The 18,994-nt window shown below is 53.4% G+C and carries 19 protein-coding genes and 1 tRNA gene; 9 read left to right on the top strand and 11 right to left on the bottom strand.

What is annotated here, in order from left to right:
- The first annotated feature begins 40 nt into the window (after positions 1 to 40).
- Both JAO79_RS10005 and JAO79_RS10000 read left to right on the top strand, forming a co-directional pair.
- Positions 41 to 1,216 carry a GGDEF domain-containing protein gene (locus tag JAO79_RS10005; protein WP_199007106.1) on the top strand — a complete coding sequence of 392 codons (1,176 nt, stop codon included), beginning with the start codon at positions 41 to 43 and terminating at the stop codon, positions 1,214 to 1,216.
- A 105-nt stretch (positions 1,217 to 1,321) separates the two neighbouring features.
- Entirely contained in the window at positions 1,322 to 2,254 is a 933-nt protein-coding gene (locus JAO79_RS10000) for a formate/nitrite transporter family protein (RefSeq protein WP_199007105.1), read from the top strand.
- A gap of 52 nt (positions 2,255 to 2,306) precedes the next feature.
- On the opposite strand, the gene JAO79_RS09995 is transcribed toward JAO79_RS10000, so the two are convergent.
- The 4 genes from JAO79_RS09995 to JAO79_RS09980 all read right to left on the bottom strand — a co-directional run bounded on the left by JAO79_RS09995 (position 2,307) and on the right by JAO79_RS09980 (position 4,410).
- Positions 2,307 to 2,639 carry a YnfA family protein gene (locus tag JAO79_RS09995; RefSeq protein WP_199007104.1) on the bottom strand — a complete coding sequence of 111 codons (333 nt, stop codon included), beginning with the start codon at positions 2,637 to 2,639 and terminating at the stop codon, positions 2,307 to 2,309.
- Between the two features lie 75 nt (positions 2,640 to 2,714).
- Positions 2,715 to 3,266: a hypothetical protein gene (locus tag JAO79_RS09990; RefSeq protein ID WP_199007103.1), complete on the bottom strand. Its 552-nt coding sequence runs from the start codon at positions 3,264 to 3,266 to the stop codon at positions 2,715 to 2,717.
- A gap of 324 nt (positions 3,267 to 3,590) precedes the next feature.
- Positions 3,591 to 3,677, bottom strand: a tRNA-Leu gene (locus JAO79_RS09985).
- 106 nt (positions 3,678 to 3,783) lie between these two features.
- Positions 3,784 to 4,410, bottom strand: coding sequence for a class I SAM-dependent methyltransferase (locus JAO79_RS09980; protein ID WP_199007102.1), 627 nt, complete (start codon positions 4,408 to 4,410; stop codon positions 3,784 to 3,786).
- A 188-nt stretch (positions 4,411 to 4,598) separates the two neighbouring features.
- Between JAO79_RS09980 and JAO79_RS09975 the strand changes: the two genes are divergently transcribed.
- From JAO79_RS09975 to cydC, 4 genes are read left to right on the top strand one after another with little or no spacing between them, the layout of a single operon-like run.
- The gene (locus JAO79_RS09975) at positions 4,599 to 6,044 is read left to right on the top strand and encodes a cytochrome ubiquinol oxidase subunit I (protein WP_199007101.1); all 1,446 of its coding nucleotides are present in this window, start codon (positions 4,599 to 4,601) and stop codon (positions 6,042 to 6,044) included.
- Complete coding sequence (gene cydB / locus JAO79_RS09970) at positions 6,044 to 7,045, top strand: cytochrome d ubiquinol oxidase subunit II (RefSeq protein ID WP_199007100.1); 1,002 nt, start codon at positions 6,044 to 6,046, stop codon at positions 7,043 to 7,045. The genes JAO79_RS09975 and cydB overlap by 1 nt, the downstream gene beginning before the upstream one ends.
- Positions 7,046 to 8,719, top strand: a complete 1,674-nt coding sequence (gene cydD / locus JAO79_RS09965) for a thiol reductant ABC exporter subunit CydD (RefSeq protein WP_199007099.1) — start codon at positions 7,046 to 7,048, stop codon at positions 8,717 to 8,719.
- Positions 8,712 to 10,313, top strand: coding sequence for a thiol reductant ABC exporter subunit CydC (gene cydC / locus JAO79_RS09960; protein ID WP_199007098.1), 1,602 nt, complete (start codon positions 8,712 to 8,714; stop codon positions 10,311 to 10,313). Before cydD ends, cydC begins: the two co-directional genes overlap by 8 nt.
- A gap of 4 nt (positions 10,314 to 10,317) precedes the next feature.
- Here the strand turns inward: cydC and JAO79_RS09955 are convergent, their stop codons facing one another.
- Complete coding sequence (locus JAO79_RS09955; protein ID WP_199007097.1) at positions 10,318 to 11,556, bottom strand: saccharopine dehydrogenase family protein; 1,239 nt, start codon at positions 11,554 to 11,556, stop codon at positions 10,318 to 10,320.
- A gap of 167 nt (positions 11,557 to 11,723) precedes the next feature.
- Between JAO79_RS09955 and JAO79_RS09950 the strand changes: the two genes are divergently transcribed.
- Both JAO79_RS09950 and JAO79_RS09945 read left to right on the top strand, forming a co-directional pair.
- Positions 11,724 to 12,053: a hypothetical protein gene (locus tag JAO79_RS09950; protein ID WP_199007096.1), complete on the top strand. Its 330-nt coding sequence runs from the start codon at positions 11,724 to 11,726 to the stop codon at positions 12,051 to 12,053.
- Between the two features lie 11 nt (positions 12,054 to 12,064).
- Positions 12,065 to 12,520 carry a hypothetical protein gene (locus JAO79_RS09945; RefSeq protein WP_199007095.1) on the top strand — a complete coding sequence of 152 codons (456 nt, stop codon included), beginning with the start codon at positions 12,065 to 12,067 and terminating at the stop codon, positions 12,518 to 12,520.
- A 27-nt stretch (positions 12,521 to 12,547) separates the two neighbouring features.
- Here the strand turns inward: JAO79_RS09945 and JAO79_RS09940 are convergent, their stop codons facing one another.
- Complete coding sequence (locus JAO79_RS09940) at positions 12,548 to 13,489, bottom strand: electron transfer flavoprotein subunit alpha/FixB family protein (protein ID WP_199007094.1); 942 nt, start codon at positions 13,487 to 13,489, stop codon at positions 12,548 to 12,550.
- On the bottom strand, positions 13,490 to 14,239 hold the full coding sequence (locus tag JAO79_RS09935; RefSeq protein WP_199007093.1) for an electron transfer flavoprotein subunit beta/FixA family protein: 750 nt from the start codon (positions 14,237 to 14,239) through the stop codon (positions 13,490 to 13,492).
- A 331-nt stretch (positions 14,240 to 14,570) separates the two neighbouring features.
- On the opposite strand from JAO79_RS09935, the gene JAO79_RS09930 reads away from it, so the two are divergent.
- Positions 14,571 to 16,223: an electron transfer flavoprotein-ubiquinone oxidoreductase gene (locus JAO79_RS09930; protein WP_199007092.1), complete on the top strand. Its 1,653-nt coding sequence runs from the start codon at positions 14,571 to 14,573 to the stop codon at positions 16,221 to 16,223.
- Positions 16,224 to 16,337: 114 nt separating this feature from the next.
- Here the strand turns inward: JAO79_RS09930 and JAO79_RS09925 are convergent, their stop codons facing one another.
- The 4 genes from JAO79_RS09925 to sixA form a co-directional block, all read right to left on the bottom strand.
- Positions 16,338 to 16,799: an FKBP-type peptidyl-prolyl cis-trans isomerase gene (locus JAO79_RS09925; protein ID WP_114333738.1), complete on the bottom strand. Its 462-nt coding sequence runs from the start codon at positions 16,797 to 16,799 to the stop codon at positions 16,338 to 16,340.
- A gap of 199 nt (positions 16,800 to 16,998) precedes the next feature.
- Positions 16,999 to 17,565, bottom strand: coding sequence for a DUF1285 domain-containing protein (locus JAO79_RS09920; RefSeq protein ID WP_199007091.1), 567 nt, complete (start codon positions 17,563 to 17,565; stop codon positions 16,999 to 17,001).
- A 33-nt stretch (positions 17,566 to 17,598) separates the two neighbouring features.
- On the bottom strand, positions 17,599 to 18,495 hold the full coding sequence (locus JAO79_RS09915) for a radical SAM protein (RefSeq protein ID WP_199007090.1): 897 nt from the start codon (positions 18,493 to 18,495) through the stop codon (positions 17,599 to 17,601).
- A 42-nt stretch (positions 18,496 to 18,537) separates the two neighbouring features.
- The gene (sixA, locus tag JAO79_RS09910; protein ID WP_199007089.1) at positions 18,538 to 18,987 is read right to left on the bottom strand and encodes a phosphohistidine phosphatase SixA; all 450 of its coding nucleotides are present in this window, start codon (positions 18,985 to 18,987) and stop codon (positions 18,538 to 18,540) included.
- Between the last annotated feature and the right edge of the window lie 7 nt (positions 18,988 to 18,994).

Raw genomic sequence — 18,994 nt, 5'->3', positions numbered from 1 at the left:
GGGCGCTGGGCGCTGCTGCCGCACCTTTACAGGAATCACCATGCCAATCCAGCTCGATTTTCGTACCCTTAGCCTAACCTTGATGCTTTTTAGCATCGTGTTTGGGCTTGGCATGTTTGCTTACGCCAAAGAAAATCCCAAATTTTCCGGAATCAAAACAATCGGAGCCGGCTATTTACTGATCGGCGGCGGCTGTGTGTTGCTCGGGCTTCGCCATTTGATTCATGACTTTGCCTCCGTCGTGATTTCCAACGTCGCGATCATAATGGGCGTGGTACTCACCTACCGAGGCCTGTTTCGTTTCCTTGATATCTCACTGCGTTTTGAGCGTTGGCTAAGCCCCACACTTTTGGTGCTGCTTGCATCGGTATTGTACTTTTATACCTTCTATTCCCCGGATCTAATCCCGCGTATTCAGGCGTTCTCAACCACCTTTGCAGCCGCCTGCTTTATCGGTGCCTACGGGTTGTCACAACACCCTGACTACCGTAGCCGTCTGGTCATCAAAATGCTGATTGGCATGTTTTTGTTGATAGGTGCCTTCTTTGTGTTCCGTTTGATATGGACGCTTCATCAGGTGGTGCCGGATGATTTCATGAACGCAGGATTGCTCAGTTCTCTGGCTGTCATTGCCGGGGAATTTTTAGTTATCTTGTCTTCGTTTGCCACTATCTGGATGGCTTCCGATGAGCTACAAGTTGAACTCTCGGAAATCGCTCGGGTTGACCCATTAACGGGGGTCTACAATCGGCGGGCGTTCGACGAATTTTGTGAATCCGAATTCAGCCGTGCACTGCGCTCGGGCAGCTCGTTCACCATCATAATGTGCGATTTAGATCACTTTAAAAAAGTAAACGATCAGCACGGTCATCATATAGGCGACGAGGTGTTGAGACGCTTCGCCGGCATCCTAAAAAACAGAGTGCGGCAGCATGATGTGGTTGCGCGCTTTGGCGGTGAAGAGTTTGTATTGCTTTTACCCAGCAATAACGCTGACCAAGGCGCGCAGGTAGCGGAAGATCTCAGAGCTAAAACCGCCGAAACGCAGATAGCAATCCCCCCTAAAACCGACCTGGCCGTTTCTGCAAGTTTCGGCGTGGCCCAGTATTGCGTTGGCGACCGCGATTGGAGCGCGGCACTGCATCGTGCGGACAATGCCCTTTACGCCGCCAAAAAACAGGGGCGTGACCGAGTTGTTGTGGTGGCTTCTGCTTGAATGAGTGTACGGGTCATGTGGTGCGTCGCTCAAACATGATAGCTGTAATATCTTCCAATGTTAGCCAGGCACCCAAACGTCTTTGGATAGCTAAAGGAGAGTTGAATGAGCGACGGTAAAACTAACCGGGACACCACCTCCAAAAAGAACACGAGGGAGGACGCACACGCGCAAGATTCGAGCGCCAAAGCCGGGGATCGCGAAGCTCGCGAGCAGACCCCAACGCCGACCGAAAAATCACTGACATCGAAAGAGCGTGATACCGTCTCCCAAAATCGCAGCTTGTCGTCGCTAGCTGTCTATTCCGTCATCCTTCGAGAAGGCAAAGAAGAACTGGAGCGCCCGAAAATCTCGCTCTGGTGGTCCGGCGTGGCAGCGGGGCTTGGGATTTCCACCTCAGTGCTCGCCGAAGGCCTTATCCATGCCAACCTAGGCCCTGACCACCCCTACCTAACGTTGATTGCAAGCCTGGGCTATTCGTTCGGGTTTGTCTTGGTGATTCTGTCTCGCCTGCAACTGTTCACCGAGAACACAATCACCGTTGTGCTACCGATTCTGGCTCAGCCGACGCGCAACGGGTTCTACTGCAGCGCCCGTCTCTGGGGAATAGTGCTCACAGCCAATCTATGTGGCACATTTGTTACCGCTGCCATCTTCGTCCATGGGGGCATCCTTACCGCCGATACCCTAACAGCAATCCTTGAGATTTCGCGCCACCTGGCAACACTAACTCCGGCCGAAACTCTTTTACGCGGTATACCATCGGGCTTTTTCATAGCGGCCATTGTTTGGATGCTGCCGTCGGCGAAGAGATCTGAAGTTCTGGTTATCGTGATGTTTACCTGGCTGATAGCAGCGGGCGATTTTACCCACGTAATCGCAGGGGCCAACGAAATTTTTGCTCTGGTGGTGAATGGAGAAATGATCATCTCTACCGCCCTGCTCTACCATATCGCCCCAGTGCTGATTGGAAACATTCTCGGCGGTACAGGTTTATTCGCGATGCTTGCCTACGGACAGGTTCAGGAAGAAATGTGAGGCGCCGGCTAGGGCGAGGCTCCTCTTGGCCGGAACGACTTCAATGCACTGGTTATGTGGTGCGAGGCGCAAACATGATGATTGCCATTCCTGCCAAAGCAACGCTCGAGCCTACCAAATCCCAAGCTGTTGGGCGGATACCATCCACGGCCCAGAGCCACAGTATGGCCATGAAAATATAAACACCGCCATAGGCAGCATACACTCTGCCCGCTGCAGTTGGGTGCAATGACAACAACCATGCAAATGCGGCCAGGCTCAGGGCACCCGGCACCAATAGCCAGATGGATTTGCCCTCGCGAAGCCAGAGGTAAGGCAAATAACAGCCGACAATTTCTGCCAATGCCGTAACGAGGAAAAGGCCAACGGTTTTTAACTCAGGCAAAACAGCTTGCTCCTTGGTAGTAACACATAACGCCAAAGCTCAGCCGCCGCTTTAGCGGTCGGCTGAAGCGCCTGGTTATGCCTTCTTCTGAAGTCTAAAACCGTTTCCCCACCGGCAATTGCCAACATGGAATTCTCTCGTCTCATCAGGGAAAAAGAAAAACATGGCATTATCTCTGATGCTGCCAACAACCGATTCAATTTCTTGAGGGTCAGAGGCCACAGGAATAAGAAAAATTTCTATCGAAGCCCCTCTCAGCGATTCATACTCACGTCTCAGTCTCAGGTACGGTGTGCCCGCTAGAGACCGAACCAGAGACTCGTGGTCTCCCGCCAGCGAATCACTAAGATGAGATGGCTGCACCTCTAAAGAAAAAGCGGCAAAAAAGTTTGATTTGCTGATCGCCTCGTCTACTTGATCTTTAGGCCCGTGATGCTCCAAAAAGTACCTGCCGGAAAAATTAGCATCTGCCTCCAAAAACGAGGTCTGACGAAACGGTTCGAAAATTTCCCCGTTGAAGTGCTCAAAGCTTTCCAAAGCACTACCAGCTGCGGCGCTTAAGAACGCAGCCGCAAAACCAGCACTTCGAAGCTTTTGACAGAATTTTTCTCGGCTTATTTCCTGCACTCAATGAACCTCTTTTTTTGGGCATAACAGCAATTAGACAGCACTCCACGATATTGCATACAAGTGCGCTCTACATAACTCCGCACTCGCCATTCCCTTTGTGCAGCCAAATTATCAAACTAAACAGTAGCTTAGTTTATTGCGGTTTTAGCAACAAGTAATCGCGCGACATCTCATTGTTTATCAACCAATCATGACAGGGCTTTATTTCGGTCGATTTAGTCAACGAGAGTAGAACTCGCAGATGCGACCTACAGGTGATGCACTGAGGGAATGACCAGCAGGTAAAGCCGAGGGGAGAACTTGCTAACGTATTGATTTAAATGGTGCCCGGAGCCGGAATCGAACCGGCACGGCCTTGCGGCCGAGAGATTTTAAGTCTCTTGTGTCTACCAATTTCACCATCCGGGCATAGGAGGGAAAAATCTGAAGGCCGAGATTGTATAAGGCTCCGTAGCCTAACGCAATTCCGATCTTTAACTTCCTGGCCAACCTGTTCATTTCGCGCACAATTTGGCTAACTTTTTGGATTTGTAGCGATGCCTTTATAGATGTAACCTGCGATTTTCGGCGCTCTGGGAATATACAGATTCTCGAGTGCCTGAATCTCAAAGCCGCCCTGCCTGAGTAATTCGGCGATGTTGCGGTTCAGATGACAGCCCCCGGCCAGTTTTTTCCAACCCGGGGTGATCCGGTGCTGCCATCTGCAGGTAACTCTATCAGGTGATTCACCGTGCTCGAGGAACAGCAACTCCCCATTCGGTTTGAGCACGCGCTTCATTTGTTCAAGCGCAGCTTGCCAGTCCGGGATGGTGCACAGCGTAAATGTCAGCAGAATGGTGTCTATGGAATTATCTTTCAGTGGTATTTTCTCGCCAGGAAGGTCTAACCATTCTACTTTGATAGACGAGCGGTTGAGGTTTGCCTGGGCTTTTTGGCGCATTCCTTCAGATGGTTCCAGCCCGTACACCATTTCAACCCGGTCGGGATCGTAAAATTCAAGATTGATGCCAGAGCCCATGCCAACTTCCAAAACGCGGCCTTTGGCACGGGGAACCACTTGGTTACGAAGCTTCATCACCTGCCCCATGGAACAGGCTTTATCGATCATGTGAGGCAGAATTCGGTTTTCGTAAAAACTCATGAATACACCGTGCTTGGCTCGTTTTGTTCTTGTGATACGTCAAGAGTGCGACAAAATGTCTCGCGTTTCTCTGGTATGATCACGTTAGCATTGTCGTAACCGCTGGTAATAACAATATTACAAAATGCACCACGCTGTTGCTGTGCGGGCGATGCCCTTTTGTAAGCATGTCATTGCTGGAGGTTCCTATGGAGCTAGATCCCCTCATCCTATCGCGAATCCAGTTCGCGTTTGTCGTGTCATTTCACGCCATTTTCCCAGTGTTCTCTATCGGGCTTGCATCCTTTATCGCCCTGCTTGAAGGCCTTGGCTATAAAACCAAAAACCCGGTCTGGATCACCCTGTCCGCGTTCTGGACCAAGGTGTTTGCGGTGGTGTTCGGTATGGGAGTGGTGTCGGGCATTGTTATGTCGTTCCAATTTGGCACCAACTGGAGTAATTTCGCGCAGGCATCAGCCAACTTCCTGGGTCCTATCCTCAGCTATGAAGTGCTAACGGCGTTTTTCCTGGAAGCCGCTTTCCTCGGGGTTCTGCTGTTTGGCCGCGACAGAGTCCCGCCTGGGGCGCATCTGTTTTCCGCCATTATGGTGGCCATCGGTACGCTTATATCAACATTCTGGATTCTCTCTGCGAACAGCTGGATGCAAACGCCCGCCGGCACGGAATTCAGAGACGGTGCGTTTCACATTTTGTCGTGGGGAGATGCCATTTTTAACCCTTCCTTCAAGTTCCGCCTGATGCACATGGTGCTGGCGTCTTTCCTGACGGGTAGTTTCGTCGTTGCCGGTGTAAGCGCTTGGTACCTGCTCAAAGGGCGCGAAGTGGAAGCGAACAAGAAAGCGCTGTCCATGTGTTTGTGGCTGCTGCTATTCATCGCACCGGCGCAAGCGGTTGTGGGTGATTTTCACGGCCTGAACACGCTGGAACATCAGCCAATGAAGGTGGCAGCAATGGAAGGCCATTGGGAAACCTCCACCAATGTGCCCCTTTTGCTGTTTGCGATTCCGGATCAGGAAAACCAGACCAACCATTTCGAAATTGGCATTCCAAGCCTCGCCAGTTTGATTCTGACTCACGATATTGATGGTGAGATTCTTGGCCTGAAAGAGGTGCCGGTTGAAGAGCAACCGCCGGTCGCAATTGTGTTCTGGTCGTTCCGGATTATGGTCGGCCTTGGCATGCTGATGATTTTGTTTGCCATTACCGGTCTGATTCTGCGTAAAGGTGGCCGTTTGTATAAAGCCCGTTGGTATTTGCAGGGGCTTCGGGCCATGAGTATTGCGCCATTCATTGCAGTACTTACCGGCTGGTTTGTCACCGAAACAGGCCGTGCCCCTTGGTTGGTGTACGGCATGATGACGCAGGCTGAATCGGTGACTCCGTCTCTTACCGGTGGCATGGCTCTGTTTACATTGATTGGCTACATTCTGGTGTATGCCTCCATTTTCACTGCCGGCCTGTACTACCTGATGCGGGTTCTGTACGTGGGGCTGGAAGGCGATGGCGGTCATACCGAAGACGAGGCCGACCGCCCTGCCCGACCACTGTCTGCGGCGCACGTCCAGTTCGAATACGATTCGGAAGAGAACTCGGCAAACCCGGCGAAAACCGCCAATGAAGGAGGGCAGCAATAATGGAAGTGTTCGATTTGGCCCTCATTTGGGCGTTTATTATCGGTTTCGGAATCATCATGTACGTGCTGATGGATGGTTTCGATCTGGGCATTGGCATCCTGTTTCCCTTTGCCCCGTCGGAAGAAGACCGAGACACCATGATGAATTCAGTGGCCCCTGTCTGGGACGGTAACGAAACCTGGCTGGTGTTGGGCGGAGCCGGTTTGCTGGCTGCGTTTCCAATGGTGTACAGCATCATTCTGCCCGCCATGTACATTGGCGTGTTTTTGATGCTGGCCGGTTTGATTTTCCGGGGCGTTGCTTTTGAATTCCGGTTCAAAGCGCGTAGCTCGCGTTACCTATGGAACTGGTCATTCGCGGGTGGCTCTACTATCGCCACCTTCGCTCAGGGCGCCGTGGTTGGTGCTTACATTCAGGGCTTCAACACCGTAGACGGCGTGTACGTTGGCGGCGCACTGGATTGGTTAACGCCCTTTACCGTTTTGACGGGTTTGGGCACCCTCGCGGGCTACGCTCTGCTGGGCTCCACCTGGCTGATTCTAAAAACCGAAGGCCGTTTGCAAGACTGGGCTTATCGCATTACTACGCCGCTTTTGGTCACCGTTCTGGTGGTATTCGGCATTATCAGTGTGTGGACACCGTTCGTTGATAATATGGTTTGGGAACGCTGGTTCTCGAATCTGGGCATTATCTGGGTGCTGCCAGCCATCACGCTGCTGTGTGCGTTCCAGATCTGGCGGTCGGTGCGCAATCGGTTTGAAGGCATGCCGTTTGTGGCCACCATGGGGCTGTTTATCACCACATACCTCGGTTTGATCGTGAGCCGTTGGCCTTATGTAGTGCCACCCAACTATACCCTTTGGGATGCGGCCTCTGCCCCGGAAGCGCAGCTGTTCTTGCTGCTCGGCTTACTGTTCGTGATTCCCATCATTCTGGTTTACACCGCCTGGACCTATTGGGTATTCCGCGGCAAGGTGCGCGCCGGAGAGGGGTATCACTAAGTGGAATCGTCGGACCCGGCTCGTGTCCGGCGCTGGCTCTCGGAGTTAACCAAGAGCAGTCAGCGTTGGATACGAGCCACGGTTTTAGCCGGCGTTTGGGTTGGGCTGACAACCATTGCCCAGATGGTATTGTTGGCCTGGCTGGCCTACCAAGGGGTTATCGAGCAACAACCGGTAACCGGCCTGACTCCCGCCTATCTATTACTTATCGCAGTACTGCTGCTGCGCGCCATTGGCCAGGGCCTGCAAACCCGCTTTGCAGCGCGCTGTAGTGAAGAAGTACGCCGCGATGTGCGTCGGCAGCTTCATCGCAAGTGGCAATCCCTTGGTCCAGTAGTTTTGGCTGACGCCTCGGCAGCATCTCTTACCCGCGAATGGCTGGATCATGTAGAAGCCCTGCACGGCTACTTTGCCCGCTTCCTGCCCCAAATGATGTTGTCGGTGATTGTGCCGCTTTTGATTCTGGCGGTGGTGTTCTGGCTGGATTGGCTTGCGGGCATTTTCCTGGTGTTGTCTGCACCCCTGATTCCTTTATTTATGGCGCTGGTGGGGATGGGCGCTGAAAAGGTTAACCAGCAGCATTTCGAAACCGTCAGCCGGCTTTCAGGGCAGTTTCTCGATAAGGTACGAGGGCTGACCACCCTTCAGTTGTTCGGTCAAACGGCGCAAGCCAGCTCCACGCTTCACCATCGCTCAGATCAGTTTCGGCTGATTACGCTCAAAACCCTGAAAATTGCCTTCCTTTCGTCTGCGGTACTGGAGTTCTTTGCATCGGTTGCGATTGCCGTAATCGCCATCTACATCGGATTCGGGCTGCTAGGCTACATCTCGTTCGGGCCAAGCTCGGAGTTAACGCTGTTTTCGGGTTTGTTGATTCTGTTGCTGGCACCGGAGTTTTTCCAGCCGCTGCGTACACTGTCCCAACATTACCATGACCGGGCCGCAGCCCTTGGTGCCAGCGCCGAAATTATTGCCCGGCTTGACCAGCCCGTAACACCCACAAAAAAAACCACTTTGGCGACTGCCACCGATGCCTCGGTTATCGCGCTTCAGCACGTATCCCTCTGCTACGACGTCGGCCCTGAAGTCATCCGAAGTGTCACGCTTACGGTCAAGCAAGGTGAAACCATTGTACTGACCGGCCCCTCCGGTGGCGGAAAATCTTCGCTTTTACATATGCTGGCGGGGTTCCTTCAGCCGGACTCCGGTTCCATTTCGGTATTTGGCCAGCCTGCTGGTGAGCAGCCTTTTGGCTGGTTAGGCCAGAAAGGCTTCTGGATTCAAGGCACCTGGGCGGACAACCTACGGATGACTTGCCCGGACGCCTCAGACATTGCCATTGAAAAAGCCCTTCACCAAGTGGGCTTGGCCGATCTGGTGGAACACCGGGAACATGGTATCTACAGCGTCATTGGCGAGGATGGCCAAGGGTTATCGGGCGGTCAGGCCCGGCGTTTGAGTCTGGCGCGCATTTTTCTGGCTGACTACGATCTGGTACTTCTGGATGAACCCACCGCCGGGTTGGATGCCACCAGTGAAATTCATGTATTGGACGCGCTTCACAAACTGTCCGAAGCAGGCAAAACCCTGATTCTGTCCACTCACCATCAGGCCTTGTTCACGCTCGCCGACAGGCTACTGATCGTCAACGATGGCGAGGTAAGAGATGCGTGATCTTCGCCCCTGGTTCCATTTGATTCTACAGCGCCGTGGGCGTCTGTTTGTCGGCGCACTTTTGCTGTTAGCCACGCTGATTTCCGGCATTGCCCTGCTTGCGTTGTCCGGCTGGTTTTTGACCGAAACTGCTCTGGTGGGCTTGTTGTTTGCGGCGGGCATTCAGGCCTACATCAATTTATACGTGCCCGGTGGTGGCATTCGATTCTTCGCGGTGTCGCGCACGGTTGCCCGGTATCTGGAACGGCTTTATAACCACAATACGGTTCTGCGCTTGTTAACCGACATTCGGGTTGCGCTGTTCGATCGCATGGCCCAATCGGGGCACAGAGACAGAGGCCGCCACAAAGGCGCTCATTGGCTGTCCCGGCTCACCTCCGACGTGGATGCTCTCGATACTTTGTACCTTCGCCTTGTGGCGCCTGCGGCTTTGGCAGCGGTAGTAACATTGCTCGTGGTGGCGTTGGTTTGGCTGCTGTTCACGTGGCAAATTGCCTTAATCCTGCTGGCGATGCTGGCTACAGCTTTTTTGATTGCCAGCTGGGCTTTGTACTGCCGAACACAGACACTTGCCGGCAAATTGAATGAGCGCCAGGAACACCTGCGCAGCGAAGTCATCGAACATCTGGAAGGGTTTTCAGAGCTGACGGCTGCTGGCCGGATCGGTAAGCACGCAGCCCTCTTGAAGCGGCAATCACTAACGCTGGACAAAGACCAGGCGGTTATCGAGACCCGGACCGGCTGGCACTTAGCCTTCACTCAGTTACTGATCAATGTCAGCGCAGTGTTTGTGCTTTGGGCCGGATTTTCCTTGTTTCAAAACGGATCTGTCTCGGGCCCCGTGTTGGTCATGCTGCCCATCGTTTTGCTGGGGCTGAACGAAGTGTACGCCATGCTCCCGGATGCTTTTGGCAAACTCGGTGCAACAGTGGCCGCTGCCAGGCGGTTGAATGAGGAAATCACACCCTCGGGCGTGCAGCCGGCTAACACAGCGGCGGGCACCACACTGGCGGCATCTGATCTTTCCATCGGTCACCCCGGCAGCGCACCTGTCATGACGCACTTTTCGCTGTCGGTTCAGGCCGGCGATCGCCTCGGTATTGTTGGGGTATCTGGCAGCGGGAAATCCTCCTTGGCTGATACCTTTGCGGGCGTGATTCCAGCGCTGTCAGGCACCATAGAACGGCCCGATTGCGTCTATCTGACACAACGTACCGTGGTGTTTGAGGATACGGTGAAAGCCAATCTCCTGCTGGGTAACCCAAAGGCAACAGACGCAGATTTATGGCGAGTCTTGGAGCTGGTGGAACTGGCAGAGAGGTTTAAGCGGGAAGACGCAGCACTGGACACGTGGCTGGGCAGCGGTGGTAATCGATTATCAGGCGGAGAAGCCCGGCGTTTGGTTCTGGCCCGGGTGCTGCTATCAAGCGCTCCCTTGGTGATACTGGACGAGCCGTTTACCGGCGTAGATGCCGATACCCGGGCCCGCATCGCGCCACTGATTGACCGTTGGCTGGAAGGCCGCACGGTCATCAGTCTGGGCCATGGGCCGGAAGCACTGCTGCCTTCCGACCACATTCTGCACCTGAGTTAGGCGCTTACCGGGTTTCCAGTACTTCAAAGGTCAGGCCCGCATTGCTGGTCAGGCGCTCATGAAGTTTACCGTTCATCGCCGAAGACGGCGTCCAGAAACCGCCGGACAGTTCTTCACCGATATCCTGTGCCATACACACACCGGCTTCACCCAGCATTTTCGCGGTCGAACCGTAGCCCGGGTCGCGGTCGCCGGTCACTTTGGTGATCATGGTTTTGCCATCTTGAGTACGGCCAATAAAGCGAATGTCGTAAAAGCCGGCTTCCTGCGCTTCCGGTGTTGGGCCTTCACCAGGCTGAGGTACCAGCTTCTCGACCACCCAACGGGTTGGCTTTATCGCCGAAGCAGTCAGGAAAGCACCCAAAGCGGCTACCACACCGTAGGCCGTCAACCGGCCTTTAGTGCCCTTCCCTGTCATGATCGCTTCATCGTAGGTGAACTCTTTGCCGTAGCGAGTACCTTGTACCGCGTTCGAACGGTGAACCACTCGGGTGTTGATGGCTCCCATCACGAACGGTGCCAACCATGCGCCGAAGTCTTTGTCGTACTCAGCAGATTTCAAGTTCGGCTGCCTTACCTTTGAGCGATGCTCCGGCGGACAGATGGAGAACGGGTTGGCCAGCTCTTTACGCAATTTGGGATCGGCACCCACTTCTTTCGCGATATTGATCATGGACGCAACCGTGCCGCCCGATAGGCCACCCTTGGCCACCTTAACTCGCATACGAACGTCCTGGCACGGTTTGCCAAAGGTTTCCTCAGCATTCTTCTGAAGGAACCAAACGCCCATATCCGATGGAATCGAATCAAAACCGCAACAATGCACAATGCGCGCGCCGCTCAGTTTGGCTTGCTCTTCGTAACGTTTGATCATGCGGCTGATCCACTGGACTTCACCAGTCAAATCGCAGTAATCGGTACCGGTACTTACACAGGCTTTGATCATCGGCTCACCATACAACGCGTAGGGGCCGACCGTTGAGATCACTACTTTGGTTTGCTCGCACAGGGCAAACAACGCCGTTTCGTCGCTGGCGTCGGCAATCAGCACGGGCAAGTCCGCCGCTTCAGCACCCAACGTAGCTTTCAGATCATTCAGTTTGGCTTCGGAGCGGCCGGCAATGGCCCATTTCACACCACCGCCCACGCCATAGTTTTTGGCGAGGTAATCGGTGAGTATCTGGCCTACGAAACTGGTGGCACCAAATACAATCAGATCGTAATTTGCCTGTGTCTTAGTCATTGCGTGTCCTTGTCTTTATTGGATTTTATGATGGAAACGATGGTAACAGGTTTAATCGTGCGTGTTACTTTCATCTTTTTATGAAAACAGCGTCCTTCCGGCCAATCGTTTCGCAGTGATGCAGGTTCACACTGGTCACACCTTAACAAACACCCCGGAGGACATACGTGATTGTATTCCTGCTTGTAACGAGTTTCGTGCTGGCCTGCATGAGTGGCATTCTGCTTTGGCAACTGATGGTGCAGCGCAAAATGATTCAACAAATGCTTGAGCGTGAAAATATACCGGAGCACCAACCCGAGCCGGAGCTGGCGATCGTCCTGAAGGTGCTGGACCCTATCGGGCTGGCAAAACGGGAATCAAAAGCTGGGCGGCTGATCGGAGACCGCTTGCCAACAACAGCAACTAAAATGGTGTATCAGGAAGTTCTGAAGGAATTGACGAGCGAACTGGAAGCGCGCGAAATTGATGTTGATATGCAAATCGAATATCGCTGAGGTAACCCATCATGGTCATTTTGATAACCGCCGGAGTGTGTCTGGCTCTGAGCGCTGGTTTGCTGGCTGCGGGCTTCAGGGAATCGGCCACTACCCGCAGTCAACTTCGTATACTCAACGCCAGCCGGCTGCATGCACAAAGCGAGATCCAGCGAAAAAGAATGGAGCTGCTCGAGGTGCGTCATCGCGCCAAGCTGATGGAAGACACTGTATCCGGTGGCGCAACTGCCGTTGAAAAAGTGCACAAGGTTATTGCCAATACCACATTTGGCCTGATTGACCGGTTCGCCAAGGATGAAGAATTCAAGAACACGGCCCGAAAGGTAAAGAAGACCCATCACGAAAAAAGCGAGCAGGTGTATCAAGTGGTACGAACCACGAACCGAGCCGTACACATACTGGCCGACAGCTTGTTCATCGGCAAAGCCGAGAAACGCATTATCTCAAAAACAAAAAAGGCACCCTAGGGTGCCTTTTTTAAAGAGATCAGAAAGTTACAGAACTTTCTTCAACTCTTCTTCAAGCTGAGGAACAGCTTCGAACAGGTCCGCTACCAGACCGTAATCGGCAACCTGGAAGATCGGAGCTTCTTCGTCCTTGTTGATCGCAACGATCACTTTGGAGTCAGACATACCTGCCAAGTGCTGGATAGCACCAGAGATACCAACCGCTACGTACAGCTGAGGCGCAACGATCTTACCTGTCTGGCCTACCTGCATGTCGTTCGGTACGAAGCCTGCGTCAACTGCGGCACGGGAAGCACCTACAGCAGCGCCCATCAGGTCAGCTACTTGCTCAAGCATCTTGAAGTTTTCGCCGTTCTGCATACCACGGCCACCGGAGATGACGATGCCGGCAGAAGCCAGGTCAGGACGGTCAGAAGCTGCTTTCTCTTCACCTACGAAAGAGGACAAGCCAGCGTCTTTAACAACGTCCAGCTGTTCTACAGAAGCAGAGCCGCCTTCAGCAGCTACCGGATCAAAACCTGTCGGACGAACAGTAACAACTTTGATGCTGTCGCTTGCTTTAACAGTCGCGATGGCGTTACCCGCGTAGATCGGACGTACAAACGTGTCTTCAGACTCAACACGGATGATGTCAGAAACCTGGGCAACGTCCAGCAGCGCAGCTACGCGAGGCATGAAGTCTTTACCAGTGGTGCCGGCAGAGGTCAGGATGTGGCTGTAGCCCTTACCTACTTCTGCAACCAGCTCACTCAGGTTTTCAGCCAGGAAGTGGCCGTAGGCTGCGTTGTCAGCAACCAGAACCTTGTTTACGCCTTCGGCTTTTGCAGCGGCTTCGGCGACGGCACCTACGTTTTCACCAGCAACCAGCACGTCGATGTCACCACCGATAGCCTTGGCTGCCGCTACAACGTTCAGAGTAGCCTGCTTCAGGCTGCTGTTGTCGTGTTCAGCAATTACCAGGATGCTCATTTAGATCACCTTCGCTTCGTTCTTCAGTTTATCCACCAGTTCAGCAACATCAGCCACCTTGATACCAGCCTGACGTGCTGCAGGCGCTTCTACCTTCAGGGTGGACAGACGAGGTGCAACTTCAACACCCAGGTCTGCTGTGCTTACTGTCTCGAGGGGCTTCTTCTTCGCCTTCATGATGTTCGGCAGAGAAGCGTAGCGCGGCTCGTTCAGACGCAAGTCAGTGGTAACAACCGCAGGCAGGTTCAGAGCAACAGTCATCAGACCGCCGTCTACTTCGCGGGTTACGTTAACTTTTTCGCCGTCAACAACGACTTCTGAAGCGAAAGTACCCTGACCCATGCCGGTCAGAGCGGCCAGCATCTGGCCCGTCTGGTTGTTGTCGGAATCGATGGACTGTTTACCCAGAATAACCAGCTTCGGCTCTTCTTTCTCAACGACAGCTTTAAGCAGCTTGGCCGCTTCGAGGGATTGGACTTCTTCGTCAGTCTCGATGTGGATACCACGGTCAGCGCCCAATGCCAGAGCAGTACGAATTTGCTCCTGGGAGGCCTTCGGGCCAATGGATACAACAACGATTTCGGTGGCAACGCCTTTTTCTTTCAAACGAACCGCTTCTTCAACTGCGATTTCGCAGAACGGGTTCATTGCCATTTTGACGTTGGCGAGGTCAACACCGGTGTTGTCCGGCTTGACGCGCACCTTTACGTTGTAGTCGATAACTCGTTTTACAGCGACCAGAACCTTCATAGATTCCTCGTTCTTCTACAATGGGTTTAATGATGCACAGTACTAAAAAGAGCGCCTGCCACATAAAGCATGACAATACTGCAGGTTAAAACAGAAGGGGGAATTGCCCCATCCGACGCTCCAGGCCTGCGTTCACAGCCAATCGACCGGGTTGACCCGGCCAGGCAATGAGACGATACTAAAAATCGACTCAAAACACACGTTATTTCGGTGTATACGTACAATGCCAAAGGTGAGTGCAAATTTCAAACAAACGTTTGTTTGATTTGTCAAATGCGTTATCCTTCGGAAAATAACATTCATTAAAGCTGTATGAGATGAGGAGACCAACGTGGAACGCGAATCGATGGAATTTGATGTTCTGATCGTAGGCGGCGGCCCTGCGGGACTGTCGGCAGCCTGCCGAGTCATGCAACTGGCCCAAGAAGCCGGTGAAGAACTGACTGTTTGTGTAGTAGAAAAAGGTTCCGAGGTTGGTGCACATATCCTCGCCGGTACCGTTTTCGAGCCAACCGCCCTGAACGAACTCTTCCCTGACTGGAAAGAAAGAGGCGCGCCTCTGAACACTCCGGTTACCCGGGACGATATTTTCCTGCTGAAAGATCAGGAAAAAGCCACCAAGATTCCGAACGCGTTTGTGCCCAAGAATATGCACAACCACGGCAACTACATCATCAGCCTTGGCAACCTGTGCCGCTGGTTGGCCGAACAGGCCGAACAGCTGGGCGTAGAGGTATACCCAGGCTTCGCCGCTTCAGAAACCATCGTAGAAGATGGCCAGGTCAAAGGTATTATCACTGGCGATATGGGTGTAGCCCGTGACGGCTCCCAGAAAGACGGCTACATGCCGGGCATGGAACTGCGCGCCAAGTACACCCTGTTCACCGAAGGCTGTCGTGGTCACCTGGGCAAGCGCCTGATTAACGATTTCAAGCTCGACGAAGGCAAAGATCCACAGCATTACGGCATCGGCATCAAAGAACTGTGGGACATCGACCCGGCTAAGCACGAGCCAGGCCTGGTTGTTCACACCACTGGCTGGCCGCTGAACGAATCCGGCTCTACCGGCGGTTCTTTCCTGTATCACCTGGAAGGTGGTCAGGTGTATGTGGGTCTGATCACGGACCTGTCTTACAGCAACCCGCACCTGAGCCCGTTTGAAGAGTTCCAGCGCCTCAAGCATCACCCAGAAGTGAAGAAGTACCTGGAAGGCGGTAAACGCGTTGCTTACGGTGCTCGCGCTATCACCAAAGGCGGCTACAACGCTCTGCCGAAGATGAGCTTCCCGGGTGGTCTGCTGCTGGGCTGTGACGCCGGTACGCTGAACAGCTCCAAGATTAAAGGTTCCCACACTGCAATGAAGTCTGGCCTGCTGGGTGCTGAAGCAGTATTTGAAGCACTGAAAGAAGGCAAGAACGGCGAAGAAATCACCAGCTTCGCGAAGCGTTTCGAAGACAGCTGGTTGTACAAAGAGCTATACGCCGAGCGTAATTTTGGTCCGGCCATGCACAAGTTCGGTAACTTTGTGGGCGGTGCAATTGCGTTCTTCGAGCAGAACATTCTGCGCGGAAGCCTGCCCTTCACGTTCCGTGACACCACTCCGGATTACGCAGCCATGAAGCCTGCAGCGGACTGCAAGAAGATCAACTATCCGAAGCCGGACAACGTACTGACCTTCGATCGCTTGAGCTCAGTGTTCATCTCGAACACCAACCACGAGGAAGACCAGCCGATTCACCTGAAGCTGACCGACCCGGACATTCCGTTGCAGGTTAACCTGCCGAAGTACGACGAGCCCGCGCAGCGTTACTGCCCGGCTGGCGTATACGAGGTGGTTGAAGCCGAAGACGGAAGCGGCAAGAAGTTCCAGATTAACGCCCAGAACTGTGTTCACTGTAAGACCTGTGACATCAAGGATCCTTCGCAGAACATCACCTGGGTAACGCCGGAAGGTAGCGGCGGTCCGAACTATCCGAATATGTAATAAAATCTTCGGATATGACCAAAAAGCCGGGATCGTCCCGGCTTTTTGGCGTTTAGCAGTCACAAAAAAAACGGCTCCCGAGGGAGCCGTTTTTGATCACCCTTTCGGAAGAGATCAGTGCACGTGGCCGTGCTCTTGCTCTTCGTCAGTTGCTTCGCGAGCTTCTACAACTTCTACGTCGAAGTGCAGAGTCTCACCCGCCAGCGGGTGGTTTGCGTCTATAGTAACCGTTTCTTCGCTTACTTCAACAACACGAACAACCTGAGGGCCGCCCGGAGTCTGTGCTTGGAACTGCATGCCCGGCTCGATGGTGTCTACACCTTCGAAAGCGGAGCGAGGAACAGGCTGGATCAGCTCTTCGTTAACTTCGCCGTAGCCTTCAGCAGGCGCTACAGACACTTTAACCTGATCGCCAGCGTTCTTTTCGTTCAGTGCGCTTTCCAGTCCACCGATGATGTTCTGTGCACCTTCCAGGTAAGACAGAGGCTCACGGCCTTCTACACGGGAGGAGTCAAGCTGCTCTCCCTGGTCGTTGGTAAGCGTGTAATGGATGGTGACAACACGTGGTTGGGCCATGTGATCTCCTTGCAAGTCGCAGTGACTATGTATTTAAAATGGAGGTAATCGAAAGGAACGTGAACAGATGCACTGCACAGAGGGACTAACGACCACCGGCCTCGTTAGAGAGCCTGGCTCGATAACAAGAAAGAAACCACAGTTTAACAAGTGACAGACTGCGTTTTCTACCTTCTTTATGGAGACGCCTCGGGGCTTTTCAACCGCCCTGCCCGATTTTCCAGAAATTTCCGTGGCTCATTACACCAAGGGTGGTAATTCCGTCGATTTCACGCTCTTCAGCAACCGCAACCAAATCGTAGAATGCGCTGGTTTGCAGGCGTGCTTCAACACCATGACGCACAGTAATGATCGGCCTTGGCTCATCAGAATCCGGATAGCTTTCAACCTTTAAAACATGGTCGTTGCCAATCTCGAGAGTTTCGCCCATGTTGGTGGTCAAACTCAGAATCTGACCTTCGCCCTCCTCGGTGGCCGTCAAAGTATGTGCCAGCAAGGGGGTATCCTCAACTTGAATGCGCCATTTTTCTACGGGGGTAAGCAAGTAATAGTGGCCATCGTCTTCGCGGCGCAAAATCGTCGAAAACAACTTCACAATCGCTTCCCGCTCGATGGGGTTGCCCTTGAAAACCCACTGACCATCACGAGTGATCACCAAATCCATGTCACCTGAGAGCTCAGGGTGCCATTTATCCAGCGGTGGCAGGCTGCGCTCTTTCGAGTGCTCGCTAACAACTTTGGCAATGTCTTCTGGCTTTGTGCTCACGGGCGAACTCCTTTTGCTTGAAAACGGAAAGTATCAAAGGCCCCGCATAGACTCCGGCCTTAACGGCACGGCACCCGGCTTTGTGATAGCGAGGTTTACCTGATCCAGCAAACGCTGTTTGTCTTGCCCTAGCGTACCTTTCAGCACCAGATAGTTTGAGGCGTGATCGCTTCGGAAGGTGGTGTTTTCTAACTCCAGATGCTCAAGAAACACCTGGATTTCCTCAAACAAACCTTGCTGGTCTAAAGGTTCGAAATCGTCTCCAAACCCTTCGCGGAACCGCTCCTCACCCTGCGGGAAGCTCACCACCAATGTGGAGAGGAAATCCGGCTGTGTTTCGTTGCACAAGGTTGCGGTGTTGATAGCGTGTTGGCGCGACAAGGTTCTGCCACCTAGCCCGTTAAGCACCATTACAGAGCTGGTTAAACCCGCTTGCTTGATTTTCTCCAGTGCGGAACGGGTAGATTCCCAGGTTTCACCTTTGTTGATACGGCGCAACACTTCGTCATCGCCGGATTCCATACCAACGTACAAAATTCCTAACCCGGCCTCACGCAGCGCCACCAAGTCTTCGACGGACTTCTTGGCGAGGTTTCGCGGTAGACAATAGCTGGACACCCGTTGAAGCCCCGGAAACGCGCCTTTCAACTCATGGAGGATTTCGAGTAACCGCCGGGTCGGCAGCACCATGGCATCGCCATCAGCCAGAAACACCCTGGGCACGCTGCCAAATGCTTTGGCAGCTTTTTCGATGTCCGCCCGAACATCCGCGGGCTTTCTGGCCCGGAATTTCTTCTGGGGCTGGGTATACATCTCGCAGAACGTGCACTGGTTCCATGAGCAACCATTGGTGACAGGCAAAATAAGAGACCTTGCCTCACTCGGCGGCCGGAAGACCGGCTCAATGTATTCGATCGGGAAACTGTACATAACGGCTCAGTTAACGTGAGAAAAAGATAGCAGTATCAATAATCAGGGCAAGAACTGCGTTTTCAAGGTGGCGCAGTCCGGCCCGGCAACAGGCATGTCGAGCACCACAGCCTGAGCGGTCATAAACGGCATACCGTTACGATGCCCTTCTGATAACAAGGTGGTGAGGCTGCCCACCAAGGGCATGTGAGACACCAGCATCAGCGGCGACTCCTTGTTTTCGAGCAGCGCATCCAGACACCGGCCAGGATCATCGTCTGGCGTGATGAACGACTTCTCCTGCACAGGAACGCCCAGTATGTCAGCAACAATGGCTGCGGTCTGGCGAGCGCGGATGTAGGGGCTACACCAAATGACACCGGGCTTTGAATCGGATTTGGCGATTTGCTCTGCTACATTGGCGGCTTGCTTTCGCCCCACCTCGGTCAGCTCCCGCTCATGATCAAGGGAGTGTCTGCCTGCCTCACCGTGGCGCATGATGATCAGTTGCATAACAATC

This window comes from Marinobacter litoralis (genome assembly GCF_016427555.1).
Classification (GTDB): Bacteria; Pseudomonadota; Gammaproteobacteria; order Pseudomonadales; family Oleiphilaceae; genus Marinobacter; species Marinobacter litoralis_A.
This window is presented reverse-complemented; position numbering and strand designations above follow the sequence as displayed.